The organism is Streptomyces sp. cg36, assembly GCF_041080675.1.
In the GTDB taxonomy this organism is placed as follows: domain Bacteria; phylum Actinomycetota; class Actinomycetes; order Streptomycetales; family Streptomycetaceae; genus Streptomyces.
Genome location: NZ_CP163520.1, coordinates 3,702,614 through 3,726,318, shown reverse-complemented (window position 1 = coordinate 3,726,318; position 23,705 = coordinate 3,702,614). Strand labels below are relative to the sequence as shown.

22 protein-coding genes are annotated in these 23,705 nt (G+C 71.6%); 8 read left to right on the top strand and 14 right to left on the bottom strand.

Translation table 11 applies throughout. The features are described from left to right. Positions 1-64 precede the first annotated feature (64 nt). Positions 65-844 (top strand): serine protease, encoded by a 780-nt coding sequence (locus AB5J87_RS16530; protein ID WP_369377482.1) that lies wholly within the window; start codon positions 65-67, stop codon positions 842-844. A gap of 71 nt (positions 845-915) precedes the next feature. Here AB5J87_RS16530 and AB5J87_RS16525 read toward each other — a convergent pair whose 3' ends face one another. Genes AB5J87_RS16525 through AB5J87_RS16515 form a run of 3 tightly spaced genes read right to left on the bottom strand, consistent with a single transcriptional unit; the run spans position 916 to position 3,852 of the window. Next, entirely contained in the window at positions 916-1,506 is a 591-nt protein-coding gene (locus AB5J87_RS16525) for a hypothetical protein (protein ID WP_369377480.1), read from the bottom strand. Then, the gene (locus AB5J87_RS16520) at positions 1,503-3,401 is read right to left on the bottom strand and encodes an alpha/beta hydrolase (protein WP_369377479.1); all 1,899 of its coding nucleotides are present in this window, start codon (positions 3,399-3,401) and stop codon (positions 1,503-1,505) included. The genes AB5J87_RS16525 and AB5J87_RS16520 overlap by 4 nt, the downstream gene beginning before the upstream one ends. 7 nt (positions 3,402-3,408) lie before the next feature. Continuing rightward, on the bottom strand, positions 3,409-3,852 hold the full coding sequence (locus AB5J87_RS16515) for a hypothetical protein (RefSeq protein WP_369377478.1): 444 nt from the start codon (positions 3,850-3,852) through the stop codon (positions 3,409-3,411). Between the two features lie 228 nt (positions 3,853-4,080). On the opposite strand from AB5J87_RS16515, the gene AB5J87_RS16510 reads away from it, so the two are divergent. Both AB5J87_RS16510 and AB5J87_RS16505 read left to right on the top strand, forming a co-directional pair. Then, the gene (locus AB5J87_RS16510; protein WP_369377477.1) at positions 4,081-5,091 is read left to right on the top strand and encodes an NlpC/P60 family protein; all 1,011 of its coding nucleotides are present in this window, start codon (positions 4,081-4,083) and stop codon (positions 5,089-5,091) included. Between the two features lie 235 nt (positions 5,092-5,326). Then, a complete protein-coding gene (locus AB5J87_RS16505) occupies positions 5,327-6,049 on the top strand; it encodes a phosphatase PAP2 family protein (protein WP_369377476.1) in 723 nt (240 codons plus the stop codon). A gap of 52 nt (positions 6,050-6,101) precedes the next feature. Here AB5J87_RS16505 and AB5J87_RS16500 read toward each other — a convergent pair whose 3' ends face one another. Then, the gene (locus AB5J87_RS16500; protein ID WP_369377475.1) at positions 6,102-7,688 is read right to left on the bottom strand and encodes an FAD-binding oxidoreductase; all 1,587 of its coding nucleotides are present in this window, start codon (positions 7,686-7,688) and stop codon (positions 6,102-6,104) included. Between the two features lie 109 nt (positions 7,689-7,797). Beyond that, positions 7,798-7,953: a hypothetical protein gene (locus tag AB5J87_RS16495; RefSeq protein WP_369377473.1), complete on the bottom strand. Its 156-nt coding sequence runs from the start codon at positions 7,951-7,953 to the stop codon at positions 7,798-7,800. 161 nt (positions 7,954-8,114) lie between these two features. Between AB5J87_RS16495 and AB5J87_RS16490 the strand changes: the two genes are divergently transcribed. Together AB5J87_RS16490 and AB5J87_RS16485 are read left to right on the top strand one after the other, a co-directional pair. Then, complete coding sequence (locus tag AB5J87_RS16490) at positions 8,115-8,930, top strand: hypothetical protein (protein WP_369377472.1); 816 nt, start codon at positions 8,115-8,117, stop codon at positions 8,928-8,930. A gap of 105 nt (positions 8,931-9,035) precedes the next feature. Further along, positions 9,036-9,221, top strand: a complete 186-nt coding sequence (locus tag AB5J87_RS16485; RefSeq protein WP_369377471.1) for a hypothetical protein — start codon at positions 9,036-9,038, stop codon at positions 9,219-9,221. 283 nt (positions 9,222-9,504) lie between these two features. Here AB5J87_RS16485 and AB5J87_RS16480 read toward each other — a convergent pair whose 3' ends face one another. Further along, complete coding sequence (locus AB5J87_RS16480; protein ID WP_369377469.1) at positions 9,505-9,843, bottom strand: metal-sensitive transcriptional regulator; 339 nt, start codon at positions 9,841-9,843, stop codon at positions 9,505-9,507. 206 nt (positions 9,844-10,049) lie between these two features. Here AB5J87_RS16480 and AB5J87_RS16475 point away from each other — a divergent pair, with 206 nt between their 5' ends. Beyond that, a complete protein-coding gene (locus tag AB5J87_RS16475; RefSeq protein WP_369377468.1) occupies positions 10,050-10,670 on the top strand; it encodes a DUF47 domain-containing protein in 621 nt (206 codons plus the stop codon). Positions 10,671-10,675: 5 nt separating this feature from the next. Further along, entirely contained in the window at positions 10,676-11,674 is a 999-nt protein-coding gene (locus tag AB5J87_RS16470) for an anion permease (protein WP_369377467.1), read from the top strand. Between the two features lie 361 nt (positions 11,675-12,035). Here the strand turns inward: AB5J87_RS16470 and pstB are convergent, their stop codons facing one another. The 8 genes from pstB to mshD form a co-directional block, all read right to left on the bottom strand. Then, on the bottom strand, positions 12,036-12,812 hold the full coding sequence (gene pstB / locus AB5J87_RS16465) for a phosphate ABC transporter ATP-binding protein PstB (protein ID WP_369377466.1): 777 nt from the start codon (positions 12,810-12,812) through the stop codon (positions 12,036-12,038). Between the two features lie 29 nt (positions 12,813-12,841). Then, positions 12,842-13,918, bottom strand: coding sequence for a phosphate ABC transporter permease PstA (gene pstA, locus AB5J87_RS16460; protein ID WP_369377465.1), 1,077 nt, complete (start codon positions 13,916-13,918; stop codon positions 12,842-12,844). Beyond that, on the bottom strand, positions 13,918-14,907 hold the full coding sequence (pstC, locus tag AB5J87_RS16455; RefSeq protein WP_369377463.1) for a phosphate ABC transporter permease subunit PstC: 990 nt from the start codon (positions 14,905-14,907) through the stop codon (positions 13,918-13,920). Before pstC ends, pstA begins: the two co-directional genes overlap by 1 nt. A 144-nt stretch (positions 14,908-15,051) precedes the next feature. Beyond that, positions 15,052-16,191 (bottom strand): phosphate ABC transporter substrate-binding protein PstS, encoded by a 1,140-nt coding sequence (pstS, locus tag AB5J87_RS16450; RefSeq protein ID WP_369377462.1) that lies wholly within the window; start codon positions 16,189-16,191, stop codon positions 15,052-15,054. Positions 16,192-16,528: 337 nt separating this feature from the next. Next, positions 16,529-16,954, bottom strand: coding sequence for an NUDIX hydrolase (locus tag AB5J87_RS16445; RefSeq protein ID WP_369377461.1), 426 nt, complete (start codon positions 16,952-16,954; stop codon positions 16,529-16,531). Then, on the bottom strand, positions 16,951-17,949 hold the full coding sequence (locus tag AB5J87_RS16440; protein ID WP_369377459.1) for a CHAD domain-containing protein: 999 nt from the start codon (positions 17,947-17,949) through the stop codon (positions 16,951-16,953). Before AB5J87_RS16440 ends, AB5J87_RS16445 begins: the two co-directional genes overlap by 4 nt. After that, entirely contained in the window at positions 17,936-20,185 is a 2,250-nt protein-coding gene (locus tag AB5J87_RS16435; RefSeq protein ID WP_369377458.1) for an RNA degradosome polyphosphate kinase, read from the bottom strand. The genes AB5J87_RS16440 and AB5J87_RS16435 overlap by 14 nt, the downstream gene beginning before the upstream one ends. A gap of 281 nt (positions 20,186-20,466) precedes the next feature. Beyond that, positions 20,467-21,405 (bottom strand): mycothiol synthase, encoded by a 939-nt coding sequence (gene mshD / locus AB5J87_RS16430; protein WP_369377457.1) that lies wholly within the window; start codon positions 21,403-21,405, stop codon positions 20,467-20,469. 200 nt (positions 21,406-21,605) lie between these two features. Between mshD and AB5J87_RS16425 the strand changes: the two genes are divergently transcribed. Further along, the gene (locus AB5J87_RS16425) at positions 21,606-23,453 is read left to right on the top strand and encodes a bifunctional UDP-sugar hydrolase/5'-nucleotidase (protein ID WP_369377456.1); all 1,848 of its coding nucleotides are present in this window, start codon (positions 21,606-21,608) and stop codon (positions 23,451-23,453) included. The last annotated feature ends 252 nt before the right edge of the window (positions 23,454-23,705 follow it).

Sequence of the window (23,705 nt, the reverse complement as noted above, 5' to 3'; positions counted from 1 at the left end):
TTCACAGACACTTCTCAGAGAAGTTCCAGCGTTGCTCTCAGGTCCGCCCGCCAGAGTCGTGACCATGAGACACGTCTCCCAGCTGCGGGCCCTGTCGGCGGTGGCCGTGCTCCTGGTGATCCCCGGGTACGGGGACCGGGGGGCCGGGGCCGGTACGACCGTCACGGCGCCGGCCACGGCCGCCAACGCGCGCGTGGGCGCGCTCTTCGAGGGCGGCACGGACGGCGACCACTTCTGCACCGCCTCCGTGGTGCACAGTGCGGACCGCGATCTGATCGTCACCGCCGCCCACTGCCTGGACGACCGCGACGACGCCGTCTTCGTCCCCGGCTACCGCGACGGGGAGGCGCCGTACGGGACCTGGCCGGTCAAGGACACCTACATGGACGACGCCTGGCAGGAGGACGGCAGCGAGGACGACGACGTGGCCTTCGCGGTCCTCGGGCCGGGCTCGCTGACGGGCGCGATGGTCGAGGACGCGGTCGGTGCGGCGCCGCTGACCACAGGGGTCGCGGCGGGCGGCCGGGTGACGCTCACCGGCTACCCGAGCGACTCCGACACCCCCCAGACCTGCACCAACGCCACCACCGCCTACGGCGACACCCAGCAGCGCATCGAGTGCCCGGCCTACTCCGGCGGCACCAGCGGCAGCCCCTGGGAGGCGGCGGACGGGTCGGTGATCGGTGTCATCGGCGGGTACGAGGAGGGCGGCGACGACCCGGACGTCTCGTACAGCATCGTCTTCGGGCACACCACGAACGCGCTCTACCGGCTGGCGACGGGGCAGGAGTGCCCGGAGGCGGGCACGGCCGGGGCTTCCGGGACGGCCGGGGCCGCGCACTGACCCGGGCGCCCGGGCGCCGCACGTAGCCGCTCGGCGCCCGCCCGCCGAGCGGTGGCGTCAGCGCCCGCCGCTCACTGGTCGCCCGTCTCGTACCGCGGGTCGACGTAGCAGGGGGAGTCCAGGGTGACGAGGAGGCCGTCGCGGCCCGCCTTCTCCCACTTGGAGGCGGACGCGTCGCGCGAGACGAAGTCCTCCTCGATGGTCGCCGTGTGATGGAGCTTCATGTCCTCCACGTCCAGCTGCATCTGCTGGGCCTTGGAGTTGGCCTTCTCGAAGCGGTACGCCTTCCAGCCCCGCCGGGGCAGCTCCTCGTGGAGGCGGCGCAGCCCGGCGGACAGCACCTCGCGGGAGGGGCCGTACACCTTCCAGAAGTGCTTGACCCGGTAGCCGTGCTCGACCTGCTCGCAGGGGCTGACGTCGGGGGAGCCGTTGGACGTCTCGTACTTCAGGCCGGAGGCGTCGAGGATGACGCTCGACTGGCGGCGCATCAGGTCCTTGGCGTCCTTCACCGCCATCTTCTCGGGGGTGTAGTCGAGCCCGTCGTCCTTCATGGCGGTGCATCCTGTCGTGAGGACCAGCGTGGTGAGCGCGGTCAGGGCGAGGGCGGCGGCGGGGCCGCCGCGTGCGCGTGCGCGGTTCGTGCCGGTCGTGGTTCCGGTCATGGTTCGAGCGTCACCTTGTCGTACTTGCCCACTGTGACCCGGGCCTGGTTGAGGAGGCTCTGGGTTCCCTCGTCCCAGTAGCCGCTGTGGCCCCGGGAGCCGTCCGTGGCGACGATGTTGGCGCCGAAGTCCGGGTTGCTCGGGGTCAGGGGCTTGACCACGCTCATGCCGTCGCCGTCGATCCACGAGGGCAGGATGTCGATGTCGAGCTTCTTCGGGGCGTGCCCCCAGCCGCCGATCTCGGGGACGGGGTCGCTGGTCACGAAGGGGATGTTGATCCCGCCGTACTTGTCGTCGCCGATGAAGGGGATCGGTATGCCCTTCAGGAACGGCTCGCTGTCGGCGTTGGCCGCCCAGACGTGGCCCTTCTTCACGTCCATCTCGGAGGCGTGGCCGACCTGCTCGCCGGGGCTGCCCGCCACGAACACGTCGTCCACGGGCAGGGTGCCCTGGCGGGCGGCCGAGCCGATGACCGTACTGCCGTAGCTGTGGCCGACGGCCGTCAGATGGCCCGGTTCGCCCTCGTGGGAGGCGCGCAGGCCGCCCAGGAAGTTGTTGAGGATCGGGCCGCCCTCGTTGGCGTACTTGCTCTGGGGCGCGTCCGTGACGATGTTCTGCGGGGCGTCGTAGCCGAACCAGGTGACCGTGGAGACCTTGGCGCCGTCCGCCATGGCGTCCGAGGAGCGCCAGAGCGTCTCCATCCGCTTGATGTCGCCGCTGATGCCTTCGAGGTTGGTGCCGGTGCCGGGGACGTACACGGAGGTGTGCGTGGCGGTGTCGGGGTTGCCGTTGGCGACGATGGCGCGGCCGATGCCGCCCGCGTCGAAGCCGAGCAGGTACGCCTCGGGCAGCGGGCGCTCGCCGGCGCGGTCGGCCTGGCCGGTGCGGTCGAACCGGTCCTGGATGGCGTTCATGCCCTTGAGCTGGGCGGTGAGCTTGGGCCCGCCCGCCTTGTTCCAGGCGGTCCAGGCCGGGTTGGTGATGGCCGCCGGGTAGCTGCCGCTGGGGTTCTGGATCACCTTGGGCGGCTCCGGGCCCAGCTTGTTCAGGTCCAGCTGGACCTGGGCGTGCGTCTCGGCCAGCACCATCCGGTTGGCGTCGTCGCGGACCGTGGCGGGCAGCCCGTCCAGGGCGCCGACGGCCGCCGGGTAGAGCGTCGCGTACTCGTCGCGCTCCTCCTGGCTCAGCCCGTCCCACCACTTCTTGTTGTCGGCCGGCGACTTCCCCCTGGGGATGCCGGACTCCGGCAGGAAGCGCGCGTTCTGCTGCACGTCCTTGGTGTCGGCCGCCGCGTCCACCAGCATCTCGTCGGTGACGGCGAGGCCCGGCGGCGACTTGAGGCGGCGCAGGACGCCCGCGTACCGGCCGTCGATCTCGGCCGCGTCGCGCACCGCGCCCGCGATCCGCTCGGCGATGTCCTCGGCCTTCGCCTTGTTGGGGTCGGCGCCGCCCTCGGCCTTGCCGGCCAGGAACGGGACCGGCGCGCCCGGCCTGGCGACGCCCGGGCCCGGGGCGAGCGGCACGGTGACGGGCGCGGTGGCCGGGTACTTCACCGCCCCGTCCTGCTCGACCGTGAACTTCAGGTTCTCCGCGTCCTCCAGCGCCTGCTTCAGCTTGCGCTGCGGCTCGGCCAGCTCGGTGGCGAGCCCGTCGAGCGCGGTGCGGATCAGCCCGCACTCGGTGTGCAGGTACTGGTAGTTGCGGCTGAGCCGGCCCAGGTCGGCGACGGCGCCCTGGGCGCTCTTGCTCTGCTGGGTCTCGTGGATCTTGGCGCGCATCTCGTTGTCGACGCGGTCCTTGGCGGCGTTGGCCCGGCTGCTGACCTTCCCCCAGCCGTCGGCCGCCCCGCTGTACTCGGAGAGCTTCACATCGCGCAGCTGCTGCCAGGTGGGCACGGCCGCCTCACCGCCCCTTCGGCTCGGCCGGGACGGCGGCCTTCACGTCGTTGCCGACCTTCACGTCGGTCTCGCCGAAGTCCTTGCCGACGCTCTTGAGGACCCCGTCGAGGCGTCCGCACTCGTCGCGCACCGCGCCGAGCCGGTCCTTCCAGGACGTGCGGATCTCCTCCAGGGCGGCCGTGGCGCCGAAGCCCTCGGTGGCGCCCGTCACGCCCTCGTGGCCGCTGTCGAGGTCGGTGAGGGCGCCCGCGGTGCCGGTGCGCAGCTCCCCGGCGACGCCTCCGGCCGAGGTCCACGGGGATTTGCTGAACTGGATGTCGGGGGCGCCGCCGCCGTCCGCCTTGCTCTCGGCGGAGGCCAGCCGCAGCCCGGACCCGGCCGGGGGCTGCCCCTCGGACCTGGGCGGACTGCCCGCGAAGAGCTCTTCCCACTGCGCGCTGCGTGCCATGGCGCCCGTTCCCCCGTTGCCGTTCCTTTTGCTTTCCTTTGCTTGCCGACCGCGAACCTAGCAACGACCGGGGAGCAGTGGCGAGCCCTGTGACGTGGCCGACGGGGGACGGGCCGGGGGCGCGGAGAGGCCGCGCGGAGGCGGCGGTGACCGGGTTCGTCGGAAAATAGGCGGACTCCTGGCGGGTAATGAGCCATGAATCGCGCCCGGATGGGGGAAAGTTGGGGCGTGCGCAAGGTCTGGGTGGTCAGCGGGACCGCGGTCGGGGCGAGCCTGAGCTTCGTCGCGCTGCTCGTCGTCGGCACGTATTCGGCGGCGGCGGGGCTGACGACGGGCGGCGGCGGCCAGTCCGTGGCACTGGCCAAGGGCGCCGTCCCCGCGCTCTACCAGTCCCTCGTCCAGAAGTGGGGCAACCTCTGCCCCGCCCTCAACCCGGCGATGCTGGCGGCCCAGCTCTACCAGGAGAGCGGCTGGAAGCCGGACGCGACGAGCCCGGCCAACGCGCTGGGCATCGCCCAGTTCATCCCCAGCACCTGGGCCACCCACGGCGTCGACGGGAACGGCGACGGAAAGAAGGACATCTGGGACCCGGCCGACGCCATCCCCTCGGCCGCCTCCTACGACTGCGAACTCGCGGGGTACGTGAAGAACGTGCCGGGGGACCAGAGCAGCAACATGCTCGCGGCGTACAACGCGGGCTCCTACGCCGTCATCAAGTACGGGGGCGTGCCGCCGTACAAGGAGACCCAGGGCTATGTGAAGACCATCCGCACCCTGGAGAAGAGCTTCGCCCGCCCGGTCAGCCGGGTGGCGCCCTCCCAGCAGGCCGCGGGGGCCATCTACTACGCGCAGCAGAAGCTGGGGACGCCCTATCTCTGGGGCGGCGAGGGGACGGCGGCGCAGGGCGGCCGGTTCGACTGCTCGGGGCTCACCCAGGCCGCCTACGCCAGCGTGGGGATCGAGCTGCCGCGCGTGGCCAACGACCAGTACAACGCGGGCCCGCACCCCTCGCGCGACCAGCTGCTCCCGGGCGACCTCGTCTTCTTCTCGGACGACCTCTCCAACTCCCGCGCCATCCACCACGTCGGCATGTACGTCGGCGGCGGATACATGATCAACGCCCCGTACACGGGTGCCGTCATCCGCTTCGACAAGATCGACGCGCCGGACTACTTCGGCGCCACCCGGGTCACCAAGGACGGCGCCGCCGCGCTGCCGAAGTTCCCCTCGGCCGCGTGACGCGGACGCTCTTCCGGACCGGGTGACCGCGGGTACGGCATGGCCGGAAACGTTCGGCACGCTCTGTCAGGCCATGGCCCTGAGCTGCGACGATGAGTATCTCTTCGATAACGTCGTGGTGATCATTCCGTGGAGAGTGGAACGCGAGGGCCGTCGAGGCCGTTCAGTGGACAGTGACCGCAGGAGTACTGACCACGGGGGTTGGTAGCTACACGCACAGGCAAGGGGCCGCGGCATGGCTGGACTCGCGCTGGACGGGGCGAACCCGGACGTCAGCCTGCTCTACGACATCAACGGACTCGCCAAGTCCGCTCCCGCGTGGTGCGACCGCGTCATGGAGTTCGTGGGCGAGTACGGCATCCTGCTCGCCCTCGTCCTCGTCGTGCTCTGGTGCTGGTGGAGCCTGCGGCGCGGCGAGGACCGCGAGAGCGCCCTCGCCTCCGTCGCCGCGCTGGTGTGGGCACCGCTCGCCGCCGGAATCGCCCTGCTCGTCAACATCCCCATCCGGGGATTCGTGGAGCGGCCCCGCCCCTTCGTCGCCCACAAGGGCCTGGAGGTGCTGGTGGACGGCAAGACGGACTACTCGTTCGTCAGCGACCACGCCACGCTGGCGATGGCCATCGGGGCCGGACTCTTCGTCGCCCACCGCAAGTTCGGGCTGCTCGCCATCGGCCTCGCGCTCGCCGAGGGCTTCAGCCGCGTCTACATGGGCGTGCACTACCCGACGGACGTGGTGGGCGGCTTCGCCCTCGGCACCGCCGTCACCCTGCTGCTCGCCCCGCTCGCGCTGATGCTGCTCACCCCCCTGGTCGCCACGGTGGCGCGCTCGCCCAGGCTCGGCCGGCTGGTCCGCTCGCGCCGCGCGGGCCAGGCGTCGCTGCGGCTCGCCGTCGACATCCCCGAGCCCCGCTCGGGCGCGGCCGGCACGGGCACGGGCGAGAACGACCTGGCGGCCTAGGCAGGTTACGGGCGGGGAGCGCCCCCTACGGTCACAGCGCCTGCGGGTACGGTCACAGCGCCTGCGGGAAGTCGAAGAGCCGCGTGGGGTCGTAGGCGTGCTTGATCCGGGCCAGCCTCGGCGCCGCCGCCCCGTAGTAGGCGGTCCGCCAGTCCGTCAGCTCCGGGTCGGCGTAGTTCTGGTACGCGGCGCCCGACGCGTGCTCCCGCAAGGCGTCATGAGTGGTATTCAGCCATGCTCGCTGGGCCGATCCGGAGGTGCCCGGACGCCAGGAGGCGACGTACTGGGCGAGCACCCGTGAGCGCCGGTGCACGAACGCCGTGGCGTCCGGGGCCACCCGGTTGACCGCCCCGCCCAGCGCGGTGAGCGCGATGCTGCCGCCCCCGCCGCCCTGAGCGGCCGTCACCGCGCCGAACGCCTCGGTCCGGGCGAGCAGGGCGCGCACCCCGTCGTCGGGGAGCGCGCGGTCGAAGAAGGCGGAGCGGGCCGCGTACGTCTCGCGCTGGAGCACGCCCTGCGGAGTGCGGCCCGGGGTGCTGCCCGGCAGATGGCACTGCTGCTCGGAGAGGGTGGCGCAGCCCGCGTACGAGAGCATCGCGTCGGTGTAGCCGTGGCGCCGCAGCGAGACGGTCGCGGCGGGGGCGCCCACCCGGTCGGCGAGCCGGTCGACGGCGTTCTGGAGGTCGTCGTAGGAGCCGAGGGAGAACGCGGCGACGTTCACCGTGGGCGCGACCCGGCCGCCCGGCGGGCCGGGGCTCCCCGCGAGATGGGCGGCGGACCAGATCTCGTCGGCCTGGTCGGGCCCCCACTCCTGCCACGCCGTCACCACCGCGCCCGCCCGGGACCAGGGCCAGGTCAGATACGCGGTGACGGACGGCGGGGCCGGATGCGTACGGAAGGTCAGCTCGGTGACCACGCCGAAGTTGCCGTTGCCCGCGCCGCGCAGCGCCCAGAAGAGATCGGGTTCGTGGCGGGCGTCGGCGGTGAGCCTGCGGCCGTCGGCGGTGATCAGGGTGGCGGAGGTCAGGCTGTCGCAGGTCGTCCCGTACGCGCGCGTGGCGACGCCGTGGCCGCCGCCGAGGGTCAGCCCCGCGATGCCGACGGTCGGGCAGGAGCCGCCGGGGACGGTGCGGCCGGTGCGGCCCAGGGCGAGGTAGACGTCCAGCAGCCGGGCGCCCGCGCCGATGGTGGCCGTGGTCGCCCCGCCGCTCCCGTCCGTCCGTACGCGGTTGAGCCGCGAGGTGTCGATGACCAGGCGGCCGGTGCCCGAGGACCAGCCCGCGTAGGAGTGGCCGCCGCCGCGCAGGGCCACCGGGGTGCCGTGCGCGCGGGCGAAGGCGAGGCACTCGCGGATGTCGTCCTCGCCCGCCGCGTAGGCGACGGCGGCCGGACGCAGGCCGTCGAAGCGGGTGTTGTAGAGCTGACGGGCGGTCGGATAGACGGCGTCGCCGGGGCGCACCAGCAGCCCGTCGAGGCCGCGCGCGAGGGCGGTCCAGTCGGCGGGGGCGGTGCTGGCGCTCGCACGCGTGCCGCCGCTCGGGGTGGTGGTGGCGGGGGCGCGCGGCGCGCCGGAGGTGCAGGCGGACACCCCGCCGGCGGCGAGGGCGGCGCCCGCGGCGAGGAGGGAACGCCGGCGCATGCCCGGAGGTCTCCCCGGAAGGCATCCCTCCGAAACGGTCCGGCCCGGCCGCCCGGGGGCGGGCCGATCCGGGTCCGGGGCGCGCCGCCCCCGCCCTCCGAGGGGCGGGCTACTCCGCGGACTCGTGCAGCTCCGCGTCCGCCCGTGCCTTGTCGCGGGAGCGGCGGGCCGGGCCCGTCCAGCCGCAGGAGCAGCGGGCGAGGGCGAAGCTGCCGCGTTCGGTGGTGGTCGTGCGGTGCTCAGGGACTGAGGCTTGCTGGTGCACGCAGCCACCGTACCGAGGACGCCGGACGGGCGTGACCGGGGTGGGGACGCGGTCGTTGAACGGGGCGGGTGGTGCGTCGGTTCTCGGTGGCGTTTGGGGGTTGGACGGCTATGAAGGTGCAGCGGCGAAGGCGCGGGGGCGCGGGGTTCGCCGGTGCCGTCATGACCGGGGCGACCGCGCTCGCGGTGACGGCCTCCGGGGCGCTGGTGGCGGGCTGCGGCTCCGGCGGGGCGGCGGGCACCGAGGGAGCGGGCGGACAGTCGGCGGAGCCGGGCCAGGTGGTGGCGCGCGCGGCCGACGGGCTGCTCGCCGCGGGCAGCTCCAAGGCGAGCACCTCCATGGAGATGGCGGCCGGCGGCACCCTGGTCACCATCCGCGGCGAAGGGGTGTACGACTACACGCGCCGCCTGGGCCAGCTGAAGGTGCTGCTGCCCAAGGACGCGGCGGGCGTCGAGGAGCACCGGCCGCTCATCGAGGTCCTGGCGCCGGACGCGCTGTACATGAAGAACCGGGGCGCGGGCGTGCCCGCCGACAAGTGGGTGCGGGTCGACACGACGACCCTGCCCGACGGCAATCTGGTCACCGGCGGGGTCACCGACCCGATGGTGGCGGCCGAGCTGCTGCGCGGCGTCGGCCCCGTGGTGTACGTGGGCGAGGAGGACCTGGCGGGCGTCCGGGTCCGGCACTACCGGGGCACCGCCGACCTCGCGCGCGCCGCGGGCGTGGCCGATTCCCGGGCGCGGGGGTCGCTGATGGCCGCGGCGAAAGGGTTCGGCAAGGAGAAGGGCGCGGTCCCGTTCGACGCGTACTTCGACGAACAGGGCCTGCTGCGCAAGCTGCGCCAGCGGTTCAGCTACCTCAACGAGGGGCGTACGGTCGCGGTCGCCTCGACCACGCTGCTCTACGGGTTCGGCGTGCCCGCCGCCGTCCGGCTGCCCGCCGGGCGGGACATCTACGCGGGCAAGATCGTGTCCTAGATCCGGTCATGGGCGGTGGCGTAAATGGTCCGTCCGTGCCATGCGCGGGCAGCGCCCCCCTCCCTACGCTAGGAAGCCGACGACGGCAGAAAGAGGGGTAGAGGGGTGAGGTGCGTGGCCGGGCTTCGCAGCGCAACCGTCCAGGACCACGTGGCCCTCGTCGAGATCGAGCTGATCGGTGAATTGATGATCGCGGCGTCGGCCGCCGACGGGGAGCGGCTCAGTTCCGACCTGATCGACGAGGTGCTCAAGGTGGAGCCCGAGCGACGGGGTGCGGGGCCGGGGGACTGATTCCGGCCAAGTGCGGCCGGTGGATCTCCAGGACGGGGCCCGCCCGACGGGTTTCGGCCAGGTGGCCGGGGCCGGGTGCATCGGAGCCCGGTGCGTCGGGTCATGGGCGTCGGCCGTGAGCCGCCGCCCGTGCCGTCGGCGCCGCGCCGGTCACCGCCCGGCGGTACGGCGCCGGACCGGGCCGCCGCCGCGTCGCGAGGGCGCCGCGCCGGGGCGTACCGCGCCGGGAGGGCGCCGCGCCGAGGTTGTACCGCGTCGGGCAGCGCCGCGCCGATGCCGCCGTTCAGGTGCGCAGCAGCCGGGCGATCGCCTTGGTCGCCTCCTCCACCTTCGCGTCGATCTCCGTGCCGCCCTTGACCGCCGCGTCCGCCACGCAGTGGCGCAGGTGCTCCTCCAGGAGCTGGAGGGCGAAGGACTGGAGGGCCTTCGTGGACGCGGAGACCTGGGTGAGTATGTCGATGCAGTACACGTCCTCGTCCACCAGGCGCTGCAGCCCGCGGATCTGGCCCTCGATGCGGCGCAGCCGCTTGAGGTGTTCGTCCTTCTGCTTGTGGTACCCGTGCACGGCGTGCGCCTGGTCCGTGAGGACGGTGTCCGGCTGAGCGGGCTCGGTGGTCGTCATCGCGTCCTCCCGTTGTACGAAAAGGGGGTGGATACCCCTCATGGGTATATGGTAACGAACCCCGCGAAAGCGGGCCCCGGAACGGTCCGGGGGTCTGTGCTGATCACTGTGCCTGATGGGCGACACTGAAGTACGCCGGTTAGCCGTGGCCGGATGATGCGCCTAGCATCAGCCTGACCGAATCCAGAGCACCCCGAGGACCCCACGTGCGCTTTCGTCTGACCCCCAGGGAGACGAGCTTCTACGACATGTTCGCCGCATCCGCGGACAACATCGTCACGGGCTCGAAGCTCCTGATGGAACTGCTCGGAGCGGATTCCGCGTCCCGGGCCGAGATCGCGGAGCGGATGCGGGCAGCGGAGCACGCGGGCGACGACGCGACCCACGCGATCTTCCACCAGCTGAACTCCTCGTTCATCACGCCGTTCGACCGCGAGGACATCTACTCCCTCGCTTCGTCGCTCGACGACATCATGGACTTCATGGAGGAGGCAGTCGACCTCGTCGTCCTCTACAACGTCGAGGAACTGCCGAAGGGCGTCGAGCAGCAGATCGAGGTGCTGGCCCGGGCGGCCGAGCTGACCGCCGAGGCCATGCCCAACCTGCGCACGATGTCCAACCTGACCGAGTACTGGATCGAGGTCAACCGGCTGGAGAACCAGGCGGACCAGATCCACCGCAAGCTGCTCGCCCATCTCTTCAACGGCAAGTACGACGCCATCGAGGTGCTCAAGCTGAAGCAGATCGTGGACGTACTCGAAGAGGCGGCGGACGCCTTCGAGCACGTGGCGAACACGGTGGAGACCATCGCCGTCAAGGAGTCCTGAGCTCCGTGGACACCTTTGCACTGGTCGTGACCATCGCGGTCGCGCTCGGATTCACGTACACGAACGGGTTCCACGACTCCGCGAACGCCATCGCGACCTCCGTCTCGACGCGGGCGCTGACCCCGCGCGCGGCGCTGGCGATGGCGGCCGTCATGAACCTGGCCGGCGCCTTCCTCGGCAGCGGCGTCGCCAAGACCGTCAGCGAAGGTCTGATCGCGACGCCCGAGGGCAACAAGGGGATGGGCATCCTCTTCGCCGCGCTGGTCGGCGCGATCATCTGGAACCTGGTCACCTGGTACTTCGGACTGCCCTCCTCGTCCTCGCACGCCCTGTTCGGCGGCATGGTCGGCGCGGCGCTCGCGGGCGGCACCACCGTCCACTGGAACGGCGTGCTCGACAAGATCGTCGTTCCGATGTTCGTCTCGCCGATCATCGGTCTGATCGCCGGTTATCTGGTGATGTGCGCGATCCTGTGGATGTTCCGCAAGGCCAACCCGCACAAGGCGAAGCGCGGCTTCCGGATCGCCCAGACGGTCTCGGCGGCCGGCATGGCCCTCGGCCACGGCCTCCAGGACGCGCAGAAGACGATGGGCATCGTGGTGATGGCCCTGGTCATCGCGGACGTGCAGTCGGCGGGCGACGAGATCCCGATCTGGGTCAAGATCGCCTGTGCGGCGATGCTGTCGCTGGGTACGTACGCGGGTGGCTGGCGCATCATGCGGACGCTCGGGCGGAAGATCATCGAACTGGATCCGCCGCAGGGGTTCGCGGCGGAGACCACGGGTGCGTCGATCATGTTCGGGTCGGCCTTCCTCTTCCACGCGCCGATCTCGACGACGCATGTCATCACGTCGGCGATCATGGGTGTGGGGGCGACGAAGCGGGTCAACGCCGTGCGGTGGGGTGTTGCCAAGAACATCATTCTTGGCTGGTTCATCACGATGCCTGCGGCTGCGTTGGTGGCGGCGGGCAGCTATTACGTCGTACGAATCTTCTTCGGCTGACCCCCAGAAGGGGCCCGGGGCTTCGGCCCCGGGCCCCTTCTGCATGCCCCTGCGGGCCGGTGGGGGCAGGTCGCGCAGTTCCCCGCGCCCCTAGGGGGTACCGGTGGCCGGAGAGCTCAGCTCAACCACAGGCTTTTCAGGGGCGCGGGGAACTGCGCGAGCAACCCAGCACGGTCCGCAGGTGAAGGCGGGTTTCAGGGGCGCGGGGAACCGCGCGAGCGGCTCAGCACGGTCCGCAGATGGCTGCGGGAGGGGGCGTCGGGGGGAGGGGCATGGAAATGGGCCCGCCTCCTGACACCAGGAGGCGGGCCCTTCGTCTTGCGGTGGCACCGCCATGCAGCACCGCAGACGGCTGTGACGCCTATCCGAAGCGACCGGAGATGTAGTCCTCGGTCGCCTGGACGGACGGGTTGGAGAAGATCCGCTCGGTCTCGTCGATCTCGACGAGCCGCCCCGGCTGGCCGACGGCCGCCAGGTTGAAGAACGCCGTACGGTCGGAGACCCGCGCGGCCTGCTGCATGTTGTGCGTCACGATGACGATCGTGAAGCGCTCCTTCAGCTCACCGATCAGGTCCTCGATGGCGAGGGTGGAGATCGGGTCGAGCGCGGAGCACGGCTCGTCCATCAGCAGGACGTCCGGCTCGACCGCGATCGCGCGGGCGATGCAGAGCCGCTGCTGCTGACCGCCGGACAGGCCCGAGCCGGGCTTGTTGAGCCGGTCCTTGACCTCGTTCCAGAGGTTGGCGCCCTTGAGGGACTTCTCGACCACGTCGGAGAGCTGGCTCTTCTTGTACGAGCCGTTCAGCCGCAGCCCGGCGGCCACGTTGTCGAAGATCGACATGGTGGGGAACGGGTTCGGGCGCTGGAAGACCATGCCCACCGTACGGCGGACGGCGACCGGGTCGACGTCCTTGCCGTACAGGTTCTCGTCGTCCAGGAGCACCTTGCCCTCGACGCGGCCACCGGGGGTGACCTCGTGCATCCGGTTCAGGGTGCGCAGGAAGGTGGACTTGCCGCAGCCGGAGGGGCCGATGAAGGCGGTCACGGAGCGGGGCTCCACGGTCATCGAGATGTCCTCGATGGCCTTGTGGGAGCCGTAGTAGGCGGTCAGGCCGCTGACGTCGATTCGCTTGGCCATGGAAATCACTGCTTCTTTCGTTGGTCGCGTCAGCGGCCGGTCTTCGGGGCCTTCCAGCGGGCGATGCCGCGGGCCACCAGATTGAGGATCATGACGAAGGCGATCAGCACCAGGGCGGCGGCCCACGCGCGGTCGTAGGACGCGTCGCTGCCGACCCGGAACTGCTCCCAGATGTAGTAGGGGAGCGAGGACTGGGCGCCGTCGAAGGGGTTGGTGTTGATCAGCTGGCTGCCGAAGACGAGCAGCATGATCGGCGCGGTCTCACCGGCGATGCGGGCGATCGCGAGCATCACACCGGTGGTGATGCCGCCGATCGCGGTCGGCAGGACCACCTTCAGGATCGTGCGCCACTTCGGCACGCCGAGGGCCAGGGACGCCTCGCGCAGCTCGTTCGGGACGAGCTTGAGCATCTCCTCGGTGGAGCGGACCACCACGGGCATCATCAGGATCGCCAGCGCCAGCGAGCCCATGAAGCCGGACGGCTTGAGCTCGAACATCAGCATCAGCGTGAGGATGAACAGACCCGCCACGATGGAGGGGATGCCGGTCATCACGTCGACGAAGAACGTGACGGCCTTGGCGAGCGCGCCCTTGCCGTACTCCACCAGGTAGACCGCGGTCAGCAGCCCGATGGGCGCGGAGATCAGGGTGGCGATGCCGACCTGCTCCAGGGTGCCGATCAGCGCGTGGTAGACACCGCCGCCGGGGGCGAAGCCGGTGACCCCGTTCATCGAGTGGGTCAGGAAGTCCCCGTTCAGGGCCTTGCTGCCGCGCTTGACGGTGGTCCACAGCAGGGAGAGCAGCGGGACGAGGGCGAGGATGAAGCACACCCAGACGAGGCTGGTGGCGACGCGGTCCTTGGCCTGGCGCTTGTTCTCGACGACCGAGGTGGCCACGTACGAGATCACGACGAAGAGGAGGGCCGAGAGCAGGCCCCACTGGACCTTGCTGGACAGGTCGGCGACGGCGCCGATGCCGCAGCCGAGCGCGATGCCCGCGGCACCGAACGCGGCGGTGGCCCAGCGGGGCAGGCCGCGGCGGCTCAGGCTGTTCCTGCGGGGTGCGGAAGGGGCCGGACGGGTGTCCTGGACCACTGCGTTCGACATCAGGCGTTCGCCCCCGAGTACTCCTTGCGGCGCGCGATGATCAGGCGGGCCGCGCCGTTGACCAGCAGGGTGAGGACGAAGAGCACCAGGCCGGAGGCGATCAGGGCGTCCCGGCCGAGCTCATTGGCCTCGTCGAACTTCGCCGCGATGTTCTGGGCGAAGGTGCCGCCACCCGGGTTCAGGATGTGCAGCGAGATCAGATAGCTGGGGGAGAGGACGGTGGCGACGGCCATCGTCTCGCCGAGCGCGCGGCCCAGGCCCAGCATGGAGGCGGAGATGATGCCGGAGCGGCCGAAGGGCAGCACCGACATCCGGATGACCTCCCAGCGGGTGGCGCCGAGCGCCAGCGCGGCCTCCTCGTTCATCCGCGGGACCTGGAGGAAGACCTCGCGGCTCACGCTGGTCACGATCGGCAGGATCATGATGGCGAGCAGGATGCCGACGGTGAAGAGGGAGCGGGCGACGCCGACCTCGGTCTTCTCGAAGACGTAGGTCCAGCCGAGGTACTCGTCGAGCCAGGAGTTCAGGCCCTCCAGGTACGGCACGAGGATCAGGGCGCCCCAGATGCCGTAGATGATCGAGGGGATCGCGGCGAGCAGGTCCACCACGTACGCGAGGGGCGCGGCCAGCTTGCGCGGCGCGTAGTGCGAGATGAACAGGGCGATGCCGACAGCGATCGGAACCGCGATGACCATCGCGATGATCGAGCTGACGACCGTGCCGAAGAGCAGGACGGCGATGCCGAAGACCGGCTTCTCACCGGCGGGGTTCCAGTCGAAGGTGGTGAGGAAGTTGCCCTCGTCCTTCGAGAGGGCCATGCCCGCGCGGACGCTCAGGAAGACGGCGATCGACGCCATCAGGACGAGCAGGAAGATGCCGGATCCCCGGGAGAGGCCGAGGAAGATCTTGTCGCCGGCGCGTCCGGTGGACTTGCGGCGCACGGCGGGGGCCGCTGGTGGTGGCGGGGTGTTCGTGGTTATGGAAGCCATTGATCTTTCCGGTCTGTGGGCGGGGACGGGAGGGGTCCCCTGGCGGCGGTGCACCGGATGGTGGGGACGGGGGCCGGATCAGGGCCCCCGCCCCAGGGGCCTTCGGACGGGCGGTTCAGCGGCCGTCCGAAGGCCCGACGGGTGTTACTGGAGACCGGCGACGGTCTCGCGGACCTTGGCGTTGATCTCGGCGGGGATCGGCGCGTAGCCGGCGTCCGTCAGGATCTTCTGGCCCTCGTCGCTGGCGGTGTAGGTCAGGAAGGACTTGACCGTGCCGAGGGTGTCGGCCTTGTTGCCCTTGTCGCAGGCGATCTCGTACGTGACCAGGACCAGCGGGTAGGCGCCGTCGGCCTTGGTGGTGTAGTCCAGGCCGAGGGCCAGGTCCTTGCCGGTGCCCTTGATCTTGGCGGCGGCGATCGCCTTGGAGGCGTTCTCCGAGGTGGCCTTGACCGGGGCGGCGGCGCCCGTGTTGATGTCCACGGTCTTGATGGACTGCGCGGTGGCGTAGGAGAGCTCGAAGTAGCCGATCGCGCCATCGGTCTGCTTGACCTGCGCGGCGACGTCCGAGGACCCGGCGGCGGCCTGGCCGCCCGGGGCCGGCCACTTCTTCTCGGCGGCGTACGGCCAGTCGGCCTTCGCGGTGGCGCCGAGGTACTTGCCGAGGTTCTGGGTGGTGCCGGAGTCCTGCGAGCGGTGGAACGCCTGGATCGCCTTGTCCGGGAGCTTGGCGCCCGAGTTCAGCTTGGCGATGGCCTCGTCGTTCCAGTTCTTGATCTTGCCGTTGAAGATCTTGGCGATCGTCGGGGCGTCCAGGACCAGGCTGTCCACGCCCTCCAGGTGGTAGCCGATCGCGATCGGGCCGCCGACCATCGGGAGGTTGATGCCCTGGCCGCCGGTGCAGACCTTCTTGGAGTTGGCGACCTCCTCCGGCTTCAGCGGGGAGTCGGAACCGGCGAAGCCGACCTGCGAGGTGTTGAAGCCGATGATGCCCTCACCGGACGACGAGGACTTGTAGTTGATCTCGACGCCCTTGCAGGCCGCCATGTAGTTCTTGACCCAGAGGTCCATGGCGTTCTTCTGCGCGGAGGAGCCGGAGGCGAGCAGCTGGCCCTTGGCGCCGTCACACTTGATGTTGGACGCGGCGCTCGTCTTGCCACCGGTGCCGCCGGTGTTCGCACCCTTGTCGTTGTCGTCGCTGCCGCACGCCGTGAGGGCCAGGGCGCTGGACACGGCGATGACGCCGAGAGCGGTGGCGCGGAGCCGGTTCTTGCGCTGAAGCTTCACTTTCGGGTGTTCCTTCCAGGAGCCGCCGGTGTCCGTTCGTTGTACGGCGGCGTGCGAAGAGGTGTCCGGTGGGGCGGGCCGCCCTGCACCGTGTAAGGCCGAAATTAGGCAGATCAGGTGAAGCCGCCGACGGAGGAGAGTGAACGGCAGGTGAACCGTGTCGGTCAGTGCGGTGCCGGCCGTTATCGGTTTGTGTTCATCCGTCCGGCGGAGCGCGAACGGGGCCGGTGGGAGCCCGGAGGGGGCGCGTCGGAGGCCCGGTGGGGCGCGTACGGGATACGCCGAGCGCCCGGTGCACGACGTAGTGCGCACCGGGCCGGTCGTCCTGGGCATATGCCTACGCGGAGTGCAGCGCGTCCAGGAGCGCGTCGAGCAGCTGGCGGTCGCGCGGCTGGGTGAGCCGGTGGCGGGCCGCCGCCGGGGGCAGCCACAGCAGCCGGTCGACCTCGTCGCAGGGCTCGAACCGCCCCTCGGCCGCCTCGGCGGCCCAGTAGTCGACGACCTTGGGGCGGCCCTGCGCGTCCACGTAGTGCGCGGAGGGCAGCCGGGCGCCGGGCACGCAGTGGTGCCCGGTCTCCTCCAGGACCTCCCGCACCGCCCCCGCAAGCGGCTCCTCGCCCCGCTTGAGCTTGCCCTTGGGGTGCGACCAGTCGTCGTACTTGGGGCGGTGCACCAGGCAGACCTCCAGCCCGCCGTCGCCCCACGGCGAGCGGCGCCACAGCACGCACCCGGCCGCCAGCACGGTCGCCCGCCCGCGGTTCACGGCGCGGTCACCGCCGGCAGGGCCAGGGCCGGCTGCCAGATGCGCTGGAAGGCGAACCGGGCCGCCTCCACCTCGTGGCGCTGGTCGGCGTGGAGCACCCCCAGCGCGTACGCGGTCGGCGGGGCGATGCGCGGGGTGCGGGCGGCCGAGGCGGCGGCAGCCGCGGCCTCCGAGGCGTCGCGGTGCCGGTCGAGGGCCTGCCCGGCCCGCAGCAGCCGGTCCCCGTCCTCGTGCGCGGCGCCGCCCCGCAGCACCTCCTGGGCGTACCGGTGCAGCCGCAGCAGCAGCCGCACCTGGTGCCAGGGGGCGTCCTGCGCCTCGCCGGACTGGACGAGCGCCTCCGCGTTGTACGGATGGGCGGCCCGGGCCAGCGGCAGCGCGGCCACCGCGTCGGCGAGCCGCTGCTCGGCCGAGAGGGCCGCGGACGGCAGCACCTCCACCGCGTACGCCGCCGCCGAGCTGGACAGCGGCACTTCGCTGGCCAGCAGCGCCACCGCGTCAGCCACAGCGTGGAACCGGGCCGAGCCCAGCGCCTGGAGGGCCGCCGAGTGCGCCCGGGTCCGGGCCAGGGTCAGCTGGCGGTCCAGGAGCGCCCCCGCCCGTGCCGCGCCCACCGTCAGCGCGCCCGCCGACTCGCCGCGCGGCGGCGGGACCTGCGGGCTGCCGGAGAGCCGCTGGAGGCCGTCGAGCAGCCGGGCCAGCCGCGCCGCGCAGGCGTGCTCCCCGGCCAGCGTGCCCGAGAGCCAGGCCAGCTCCGTACGGAGCGGATCGGCCCAGGCCGGGTCGAGCAGCGGGCGGAACGTGTGCAGGGTGGCGCCGATGCGGCGCGCGGCGCGCCGCAGCGCCCGCGCGGCCTCCTCCGCGCCGTCGTTGTCGGGCCCCGCCTCGCGGTGGAGGCGGAGGCTGCGCAGGAATTCCCCCGCCTGCGCGTGGAGATAGGGGGACAGGACGTCCCCGGCGGTCTCCGGTCCCGGGGATTTCTCAGGGCGTAGCACGCCGGCGCCTCCGGGCGTCTATCAGCATCTCCTGTACGTGTCGCAGCGGCTGCCCGTCGGCGTCGACCGAACGCCGGGTCCACTCCCCGTCCGGGCCCAGGTGCCAGGAGGAGGAGCTGTCCGACATTCCGGTCTCCAGGAGCCGGGTGAGAGCCGCGCGGTGGGCCGGGTCGGTGACCCGGACCAGAGCCTCGATACGGCGGTCGAGGTTGCGGTGCATCATGTCGGCGCTGCCCAGCCAGACCTCGGGCTCGCCGCCGTTGCCGAAGGCGAAGACCCGGGAGTGCTCCAGGAAGCGCCCGAGTATCGAGCGCACCCGGATGTTCTCGGAGAGCCCGGCCACCCCGGGGCGCACCGCGCAGATGCCGCGCACCCAGATGTCGACCGGTACCCCCGCCTGCGACGCCCGGTAGCAGGCGTCGATGACGGCCTCGTCCACCATCGAGTTGACCTTGATGCGGACGTAGGCGGGCCGCCCGGCGCGGTGGTGGGCGGTCTCCTTGTTGATGCGGGAGACCAGCCCGTCCCGGAGCGACTTGGGCGCGACCAGCAGACGGCGGTAGGTCTCGCGGCGCGAATAGCCGGAGAGCCGGTTGAACAGGTCGGACAGGTCCGCGCCGACCTGCGGGTCCGCGGTGAGCAGCCCCAGGTCCTCGTAGAGGCGGGCGGTCTTGGGGTGGTAGTTGCCGGTGCCCACGTGCGAGTAGCGCCGCAGGGTCTCGCCCTCCTGGCGCACCACCAGCGACAGCTTGCAGTGCGTCTTCAGCCCGACCAGCCCGTAGACCACGTGGCAGCCCGACTCCTCCAGCTTGCGGGCCCACTTGATGTTGGCCTGCTCGTCGAAGCGCGCCTTGATCTCGACCAGCACCAGCACCTGCTTGCCGGACTCGGCGGCGTCTATCAGCGCGTCGACGATCGGCGAGTCGCCCGAGGTCCGGTAGAGCGTCTGCTTGATGGCGAGCACGTCGGGGTCGGCCGCCGCCTGCTCCAGGAACGCCTGGACCGAGGTGGAGAACGAGTCGTAGGGGTGGTGCAGCAGCACGTCCCGCTCGCGCAGCGCGGCGAAGATGTCCGGCGCGGAGGCCGACTCGACCTCCGCGAGGTCCCGATGGGTTCCGGCCACGAACTTCGGGAACTTCAGCTCGGGGCGGTCGAGGGCGGCGATGCCGAAGAGACCGGTGAGGTCCAGCGGGCCGGGCAGCGGATACACCTCGGCGTCGCCGACCTTCAGCTCGCGCACCAGCAGGTCCAGTACGTACGGGTCGATCGACTCCTCGACCTCCAGCCGCACCGGCGGCCCGAAGCGGCGCCGCATGAGCTCCTTCTCCAGCGCCTGGAGCAGGTTCTCGGCGTCGTCCTCCTCGACTTCGAGGTCCTCGTTCCGGGTCACCCGGAACATGTGGTGGGCCAGCACCTCCATGCCCGGGAAGAGCTCTTCCAGGTGGGCGGCGATGACGTCCTCGAGCGGCACATAGCGCTGCGGGGACGCCTCCAGGAACCGCGAGAGCAGCGGCGGCACCTTGACCCGGGCGAAGTGCCGGTGCCCGCTGACCGGGTTGCGCACCACGACCGCGAGGTTGAGCGAGAGCCCCGAGATGTACGGGAAGGGGTGCGCGGGGTCCACGGCCAGCGGGGTCAGCACCGGGAAGATCTGCTGGCGGAAGAGCGTGAAGAGCCGCGCCTGCTCCTTGTCGGTCAGGTCGGGCCAGCGGATCAGATGGATGTTCTCGTCGGCCAGCGCCGGGGCCACGTCCTGCTGGTAGCAGGCGGCGTGCCGGGCCATGAGCTCGCGCGAGCGGGTCCAGATCAGGTCCAGGACCTCGCGGGGCTGGAGCCCGGAGGCGGACCGGGTGGCCACGCCGGTGGCGATGCGCCGCTTCAGGCCCGCCACCCGGACCATGAAGAACTCGTCCAGGTTGGAGGCGAAGATGGCCAGGAAGTTAGCCCGTTCGAGGAGCGGGGTGGCCGGGTCCTCGGCCAGCTCCAGGACGCGCTCGTTGAACGCGAGCCAGCTGCGCTCGCGGTCCAGGAAGCGCCCGGAGGGCAGCTCGTCGGCGCCGTCGGCCCCCTGTCCGTCGCGTTCGTAGCCCTCGTACGCGTCCAGATCCGCGTCGATGTCCGGCTCCAGGTCGGAGACGGCTGCCGCCAGGGTGTGCGGCCGGTGCGCGGCTATGGAGCCGACGGAGGGCTGGGAGGCGGGCTGGAGGTGGACCTCGGCGCTGGGCTGCTGGCTCATAAACCCATTCTTCCGCGCCGAGGGCTCCCCGGGCGCGTCGGACGGCGCCTCGTCGAGCACGTCGGAGCGGGCAGGCGCGAGCGCCTTGGGGCGGGAAGCGGTCCCGTTCCGGGAGGGGGGCACCTCGGGCTGCATTGGGTGAGCGTCGCAAGCGTGTCTGAATGCCCGGTAACGAGGACATGACGTCCGGGATTCCACGGACTGTCACGGACCCTTCGCGCCGGGGCCGGGCACCGCCCCGACGTGCCCGCCGGACGCCCGGCGCCCGGCGGGCCCGGGGTTCAGGACTCCGTGCGGTACATCAGATCCACTTCGTGGATCGTGAACCCGAGCCGCTCGTACACCGTCACGGCCGCCGTGTTGTCGGCGTCCACGTACAGCATCGCGGTCGGCAGCCCCTCGGCCGCGAGGTGGCGCAGCCCCGTCGCGGTGAGCGCCTTGCCGAGGCCGCCGCCCTGCGCGTCCGGGGCGATGCCCACCACGTACACCTCGCCGATCCTCTCCTCGGCGTGCACCTTCGTCCAGTGGAAGCCCACGATCCGGCCGTCCCGCTCGGCCAGGAAGAAGCCCTTGGGGTCGAACCACGGCTCGGCCTCGCGGTCGTCGAGGTCGCGCTGGGTGAGCCCGCCCTGCTCGGGGTGGTGCGCGAAGGCCGCCGCGTTCACCGCGAGCCAGGCCGCGTCGTCCTCGCCGGGCACGAACGTCCGCACCCGCACGCCCTCCGGGTACACCGGCTCGGCGATGTCCGACAGGCTCAACGGCCGCCGCATCTGGCGCAGTTCGCGGAAGAGCGTGAGCCCGAGGACCTGCGCGAGGTGGCGGGCCGCCGAGTGGCCGCCGTGCGCCCACACCCGCAGCCGCTTGCCGGAGGCGCCCAGCAGCGCCGAGCCGAGCGCCCGGCCGTGGCCCCGGCCGCGGTGGGCGGGGTGGATGACGAGCTCGGCGGCCGGCGCCTCGACCGGGTCGGTGTCCTCCAGCTGCGCGTACCCGATCAGTTGGGCGCCCTCGGCGGTGGCGACCGTGAGGAGGAAGTGGCGGATGCCGGGCCGCCGCCCGCCCCGCAGCTGGAGCCGGCCCTGCTCGGACACGGCCTGCTGTCCGTCGGTCCGGGCGGCCTCGGCGAGCAGCGCGAGCACCTCCTGGGCCTGCGGATGGGTCAGCTCGTCGAGCGTCTGGATCTCACGTCCGGAGGGGCCGGGGGCGGCGGGGTCAGTCGTCATGGGTACGAGCGTACGGCGGCCCGGGGCAAAAGCTGACGTACCGCCAAACGGCAACCATCCCGTAACCCCGCGCCCCTGTCGCGCTACGCGCGTTGACCCTAGGCTGCCGGTCGCGGCGCACCTCATCCGTCACGCTGGAGACCAACCGTGCCGGACCGCCGCGACCACACCGAACGACCAGCTGAACACCTAGGGGAGAGATGTCAGCGACATCCCGGAAGAACCACGGCGGCCGGGCCGGCCGCCGGGTCCTGGCGGCCGCCGCCGGATTCGCCACGGTCGGCGCGCTCATCGCCGCCATGCCCGCCGCCGACGCCCACGACAAGGGCCACGGCCACGGACACCCGAAGCCCGCGCGGACGGTCGACGTCCAGCTCCTCTCCTTCAACGACCTGCACGGCAATCTGGAGCCGCCGGCCGGCTCGGCCGGGGCCGTGAACGAGAAGCAGCCCGACGGCACCGTGAAGTCGGTACCGGCCGGTGGCGTCGAGTACCTGGCGACCTCGCTGCGCAACGCGCGCAAGGGCCACCCGTACTCGATCACCGCCGCGGGCGGCGACATGATCGGCGCCAGCCCGCTGCTGTCCGGGCTCTTCCACGACGAGCCGACCATCGAGGCGCTCAACAAGATCGACCTGGACGTCACGTCCGTGGGCAACCACGAGTTCGACGAGGGCGCGGTCGAGCTGGCCCGGATGCAGAACGGCGGCTGTCACCCCGTCGAGGGCTGCTACGAGAAGGGCAAGAAGTTCCGGGGCGCCGACTTCCCCTACCTCGCGGCCAATGTGACCAGCGAGAAGACCGGCAAGCCAATCCTCAAGCCGTACACGGTGTGGAAGAAGAACGGCGTCAAGATCGGCTTCATCGGTGTGACCCTCAAGGGCACCCCGGACGTCGTCACCGCCTCGGGCGTCAAGGGCCTGAAGTTCGGCGACGAGATCCAGACGATCAACAAGTACGCCAAGGAGCTCGACCGGCAGGGCGTGAAGTCCATCGTCGCCCTGATCCACGAGGGCGGCCTGCCGACCAGCAACGCCTACAACTACGACTGCGACTCGGCCGGTCCCGGCAGCGGTCTGTCCGGCCCGATCGTCGACATCGCCAAGGGCGTCACGCCCAAGGTGGACGCGCTGGTCACCGGCCACACCCACCAGGCGTACACCTGCACCATCCCGGACCCGGCGGGCAACCCGCGCATGGTCACCTCGGCCGCCTCCTACGGCAAGCTCTTCACCGAGACCACGCTGACCTACGACAAGCGGACCAAGGACATCGTCCGCACCGCCGTGAAGTCGCCGAAGTCGGTCAACCGCGTCGTCAGCCGCGACCAGGCCAAGGCGCAGGACATCACCGACCTGATCGCCCGCTGGAACAAGCTGGCCGCCCCGATCGCGGGCCGCCCGCAGGGCTACATCTCCGGTGACATCAACGGCCGCGGCTCCGAGGCGCCCGAGAAGCCGCTGGGCGACCTGATCGCCGACGCGCAGCTCGCCGGTCTCTCCCCGGCCGACAAGGGCGGCGCCCAGATCGCCTTCATGAACCCGGGCGGCATCCGCTCCGACCTCGTCTACAAGGCGAGCGGCAGCGAGGGCGACGGCGTGGTCACCTACGGCGAGGCGTTCACCGTCCAGCCGTTCACCAACATGATGAACGTCGTGGACCTGACCGGCGCCCAGGTCGTCCAGGGTCTGCAGCAGCAGGTCAGCGGCGGCAACGAGGCGTCCCCGAAGATCCTCCAGATCTCCAAGGGGCTCACCTACACCCTCGACATGACCAAGACGGGCGCGGCCCGGGTCCTCGTCGACACGGTCAAGCTGAACGGGGTCGCCCTCGACCCGGCCAAGACCTACCGCGTCGCCATGAACGAGTTCCTCGCGGGCGGCGGCGACGGCTTCGCGGCCCTCGGCCAGGGCAAGAACAAGCTGGTCGGCGCCTCCGACCTGGAGGTCTTCGACGCCTACCTCGGCGCGAACTCCTCCGCCTCCGCCCCGCTGGCCCCGCCGACCGGCGGCCGGATCACGGTGATCGGCAAGGCGTCGGGCCAGTAGCCCTTACGCGCGCGTGGCCGGTGTCCGGCCGCGCGAGGTGAGTGCCGGAGGGCGGCGGGCCGGCGGGCCTGCCGCCCTTCCGGCGTATCGGGGCTTGTGCCGGTCCGGTGGTTCCACTCAGCACATGGCGTGCCTGCGGGCCTCAGCCCCTCGGGCGTACGGGAGGGGGCGGTCCGGTGGGTGGGCGGCATGTCCGCCGCCGCTGGGGCGTGCGGGTCCGGCCTGCTCCGCCGGACGGGCGTGCCGGGCCCG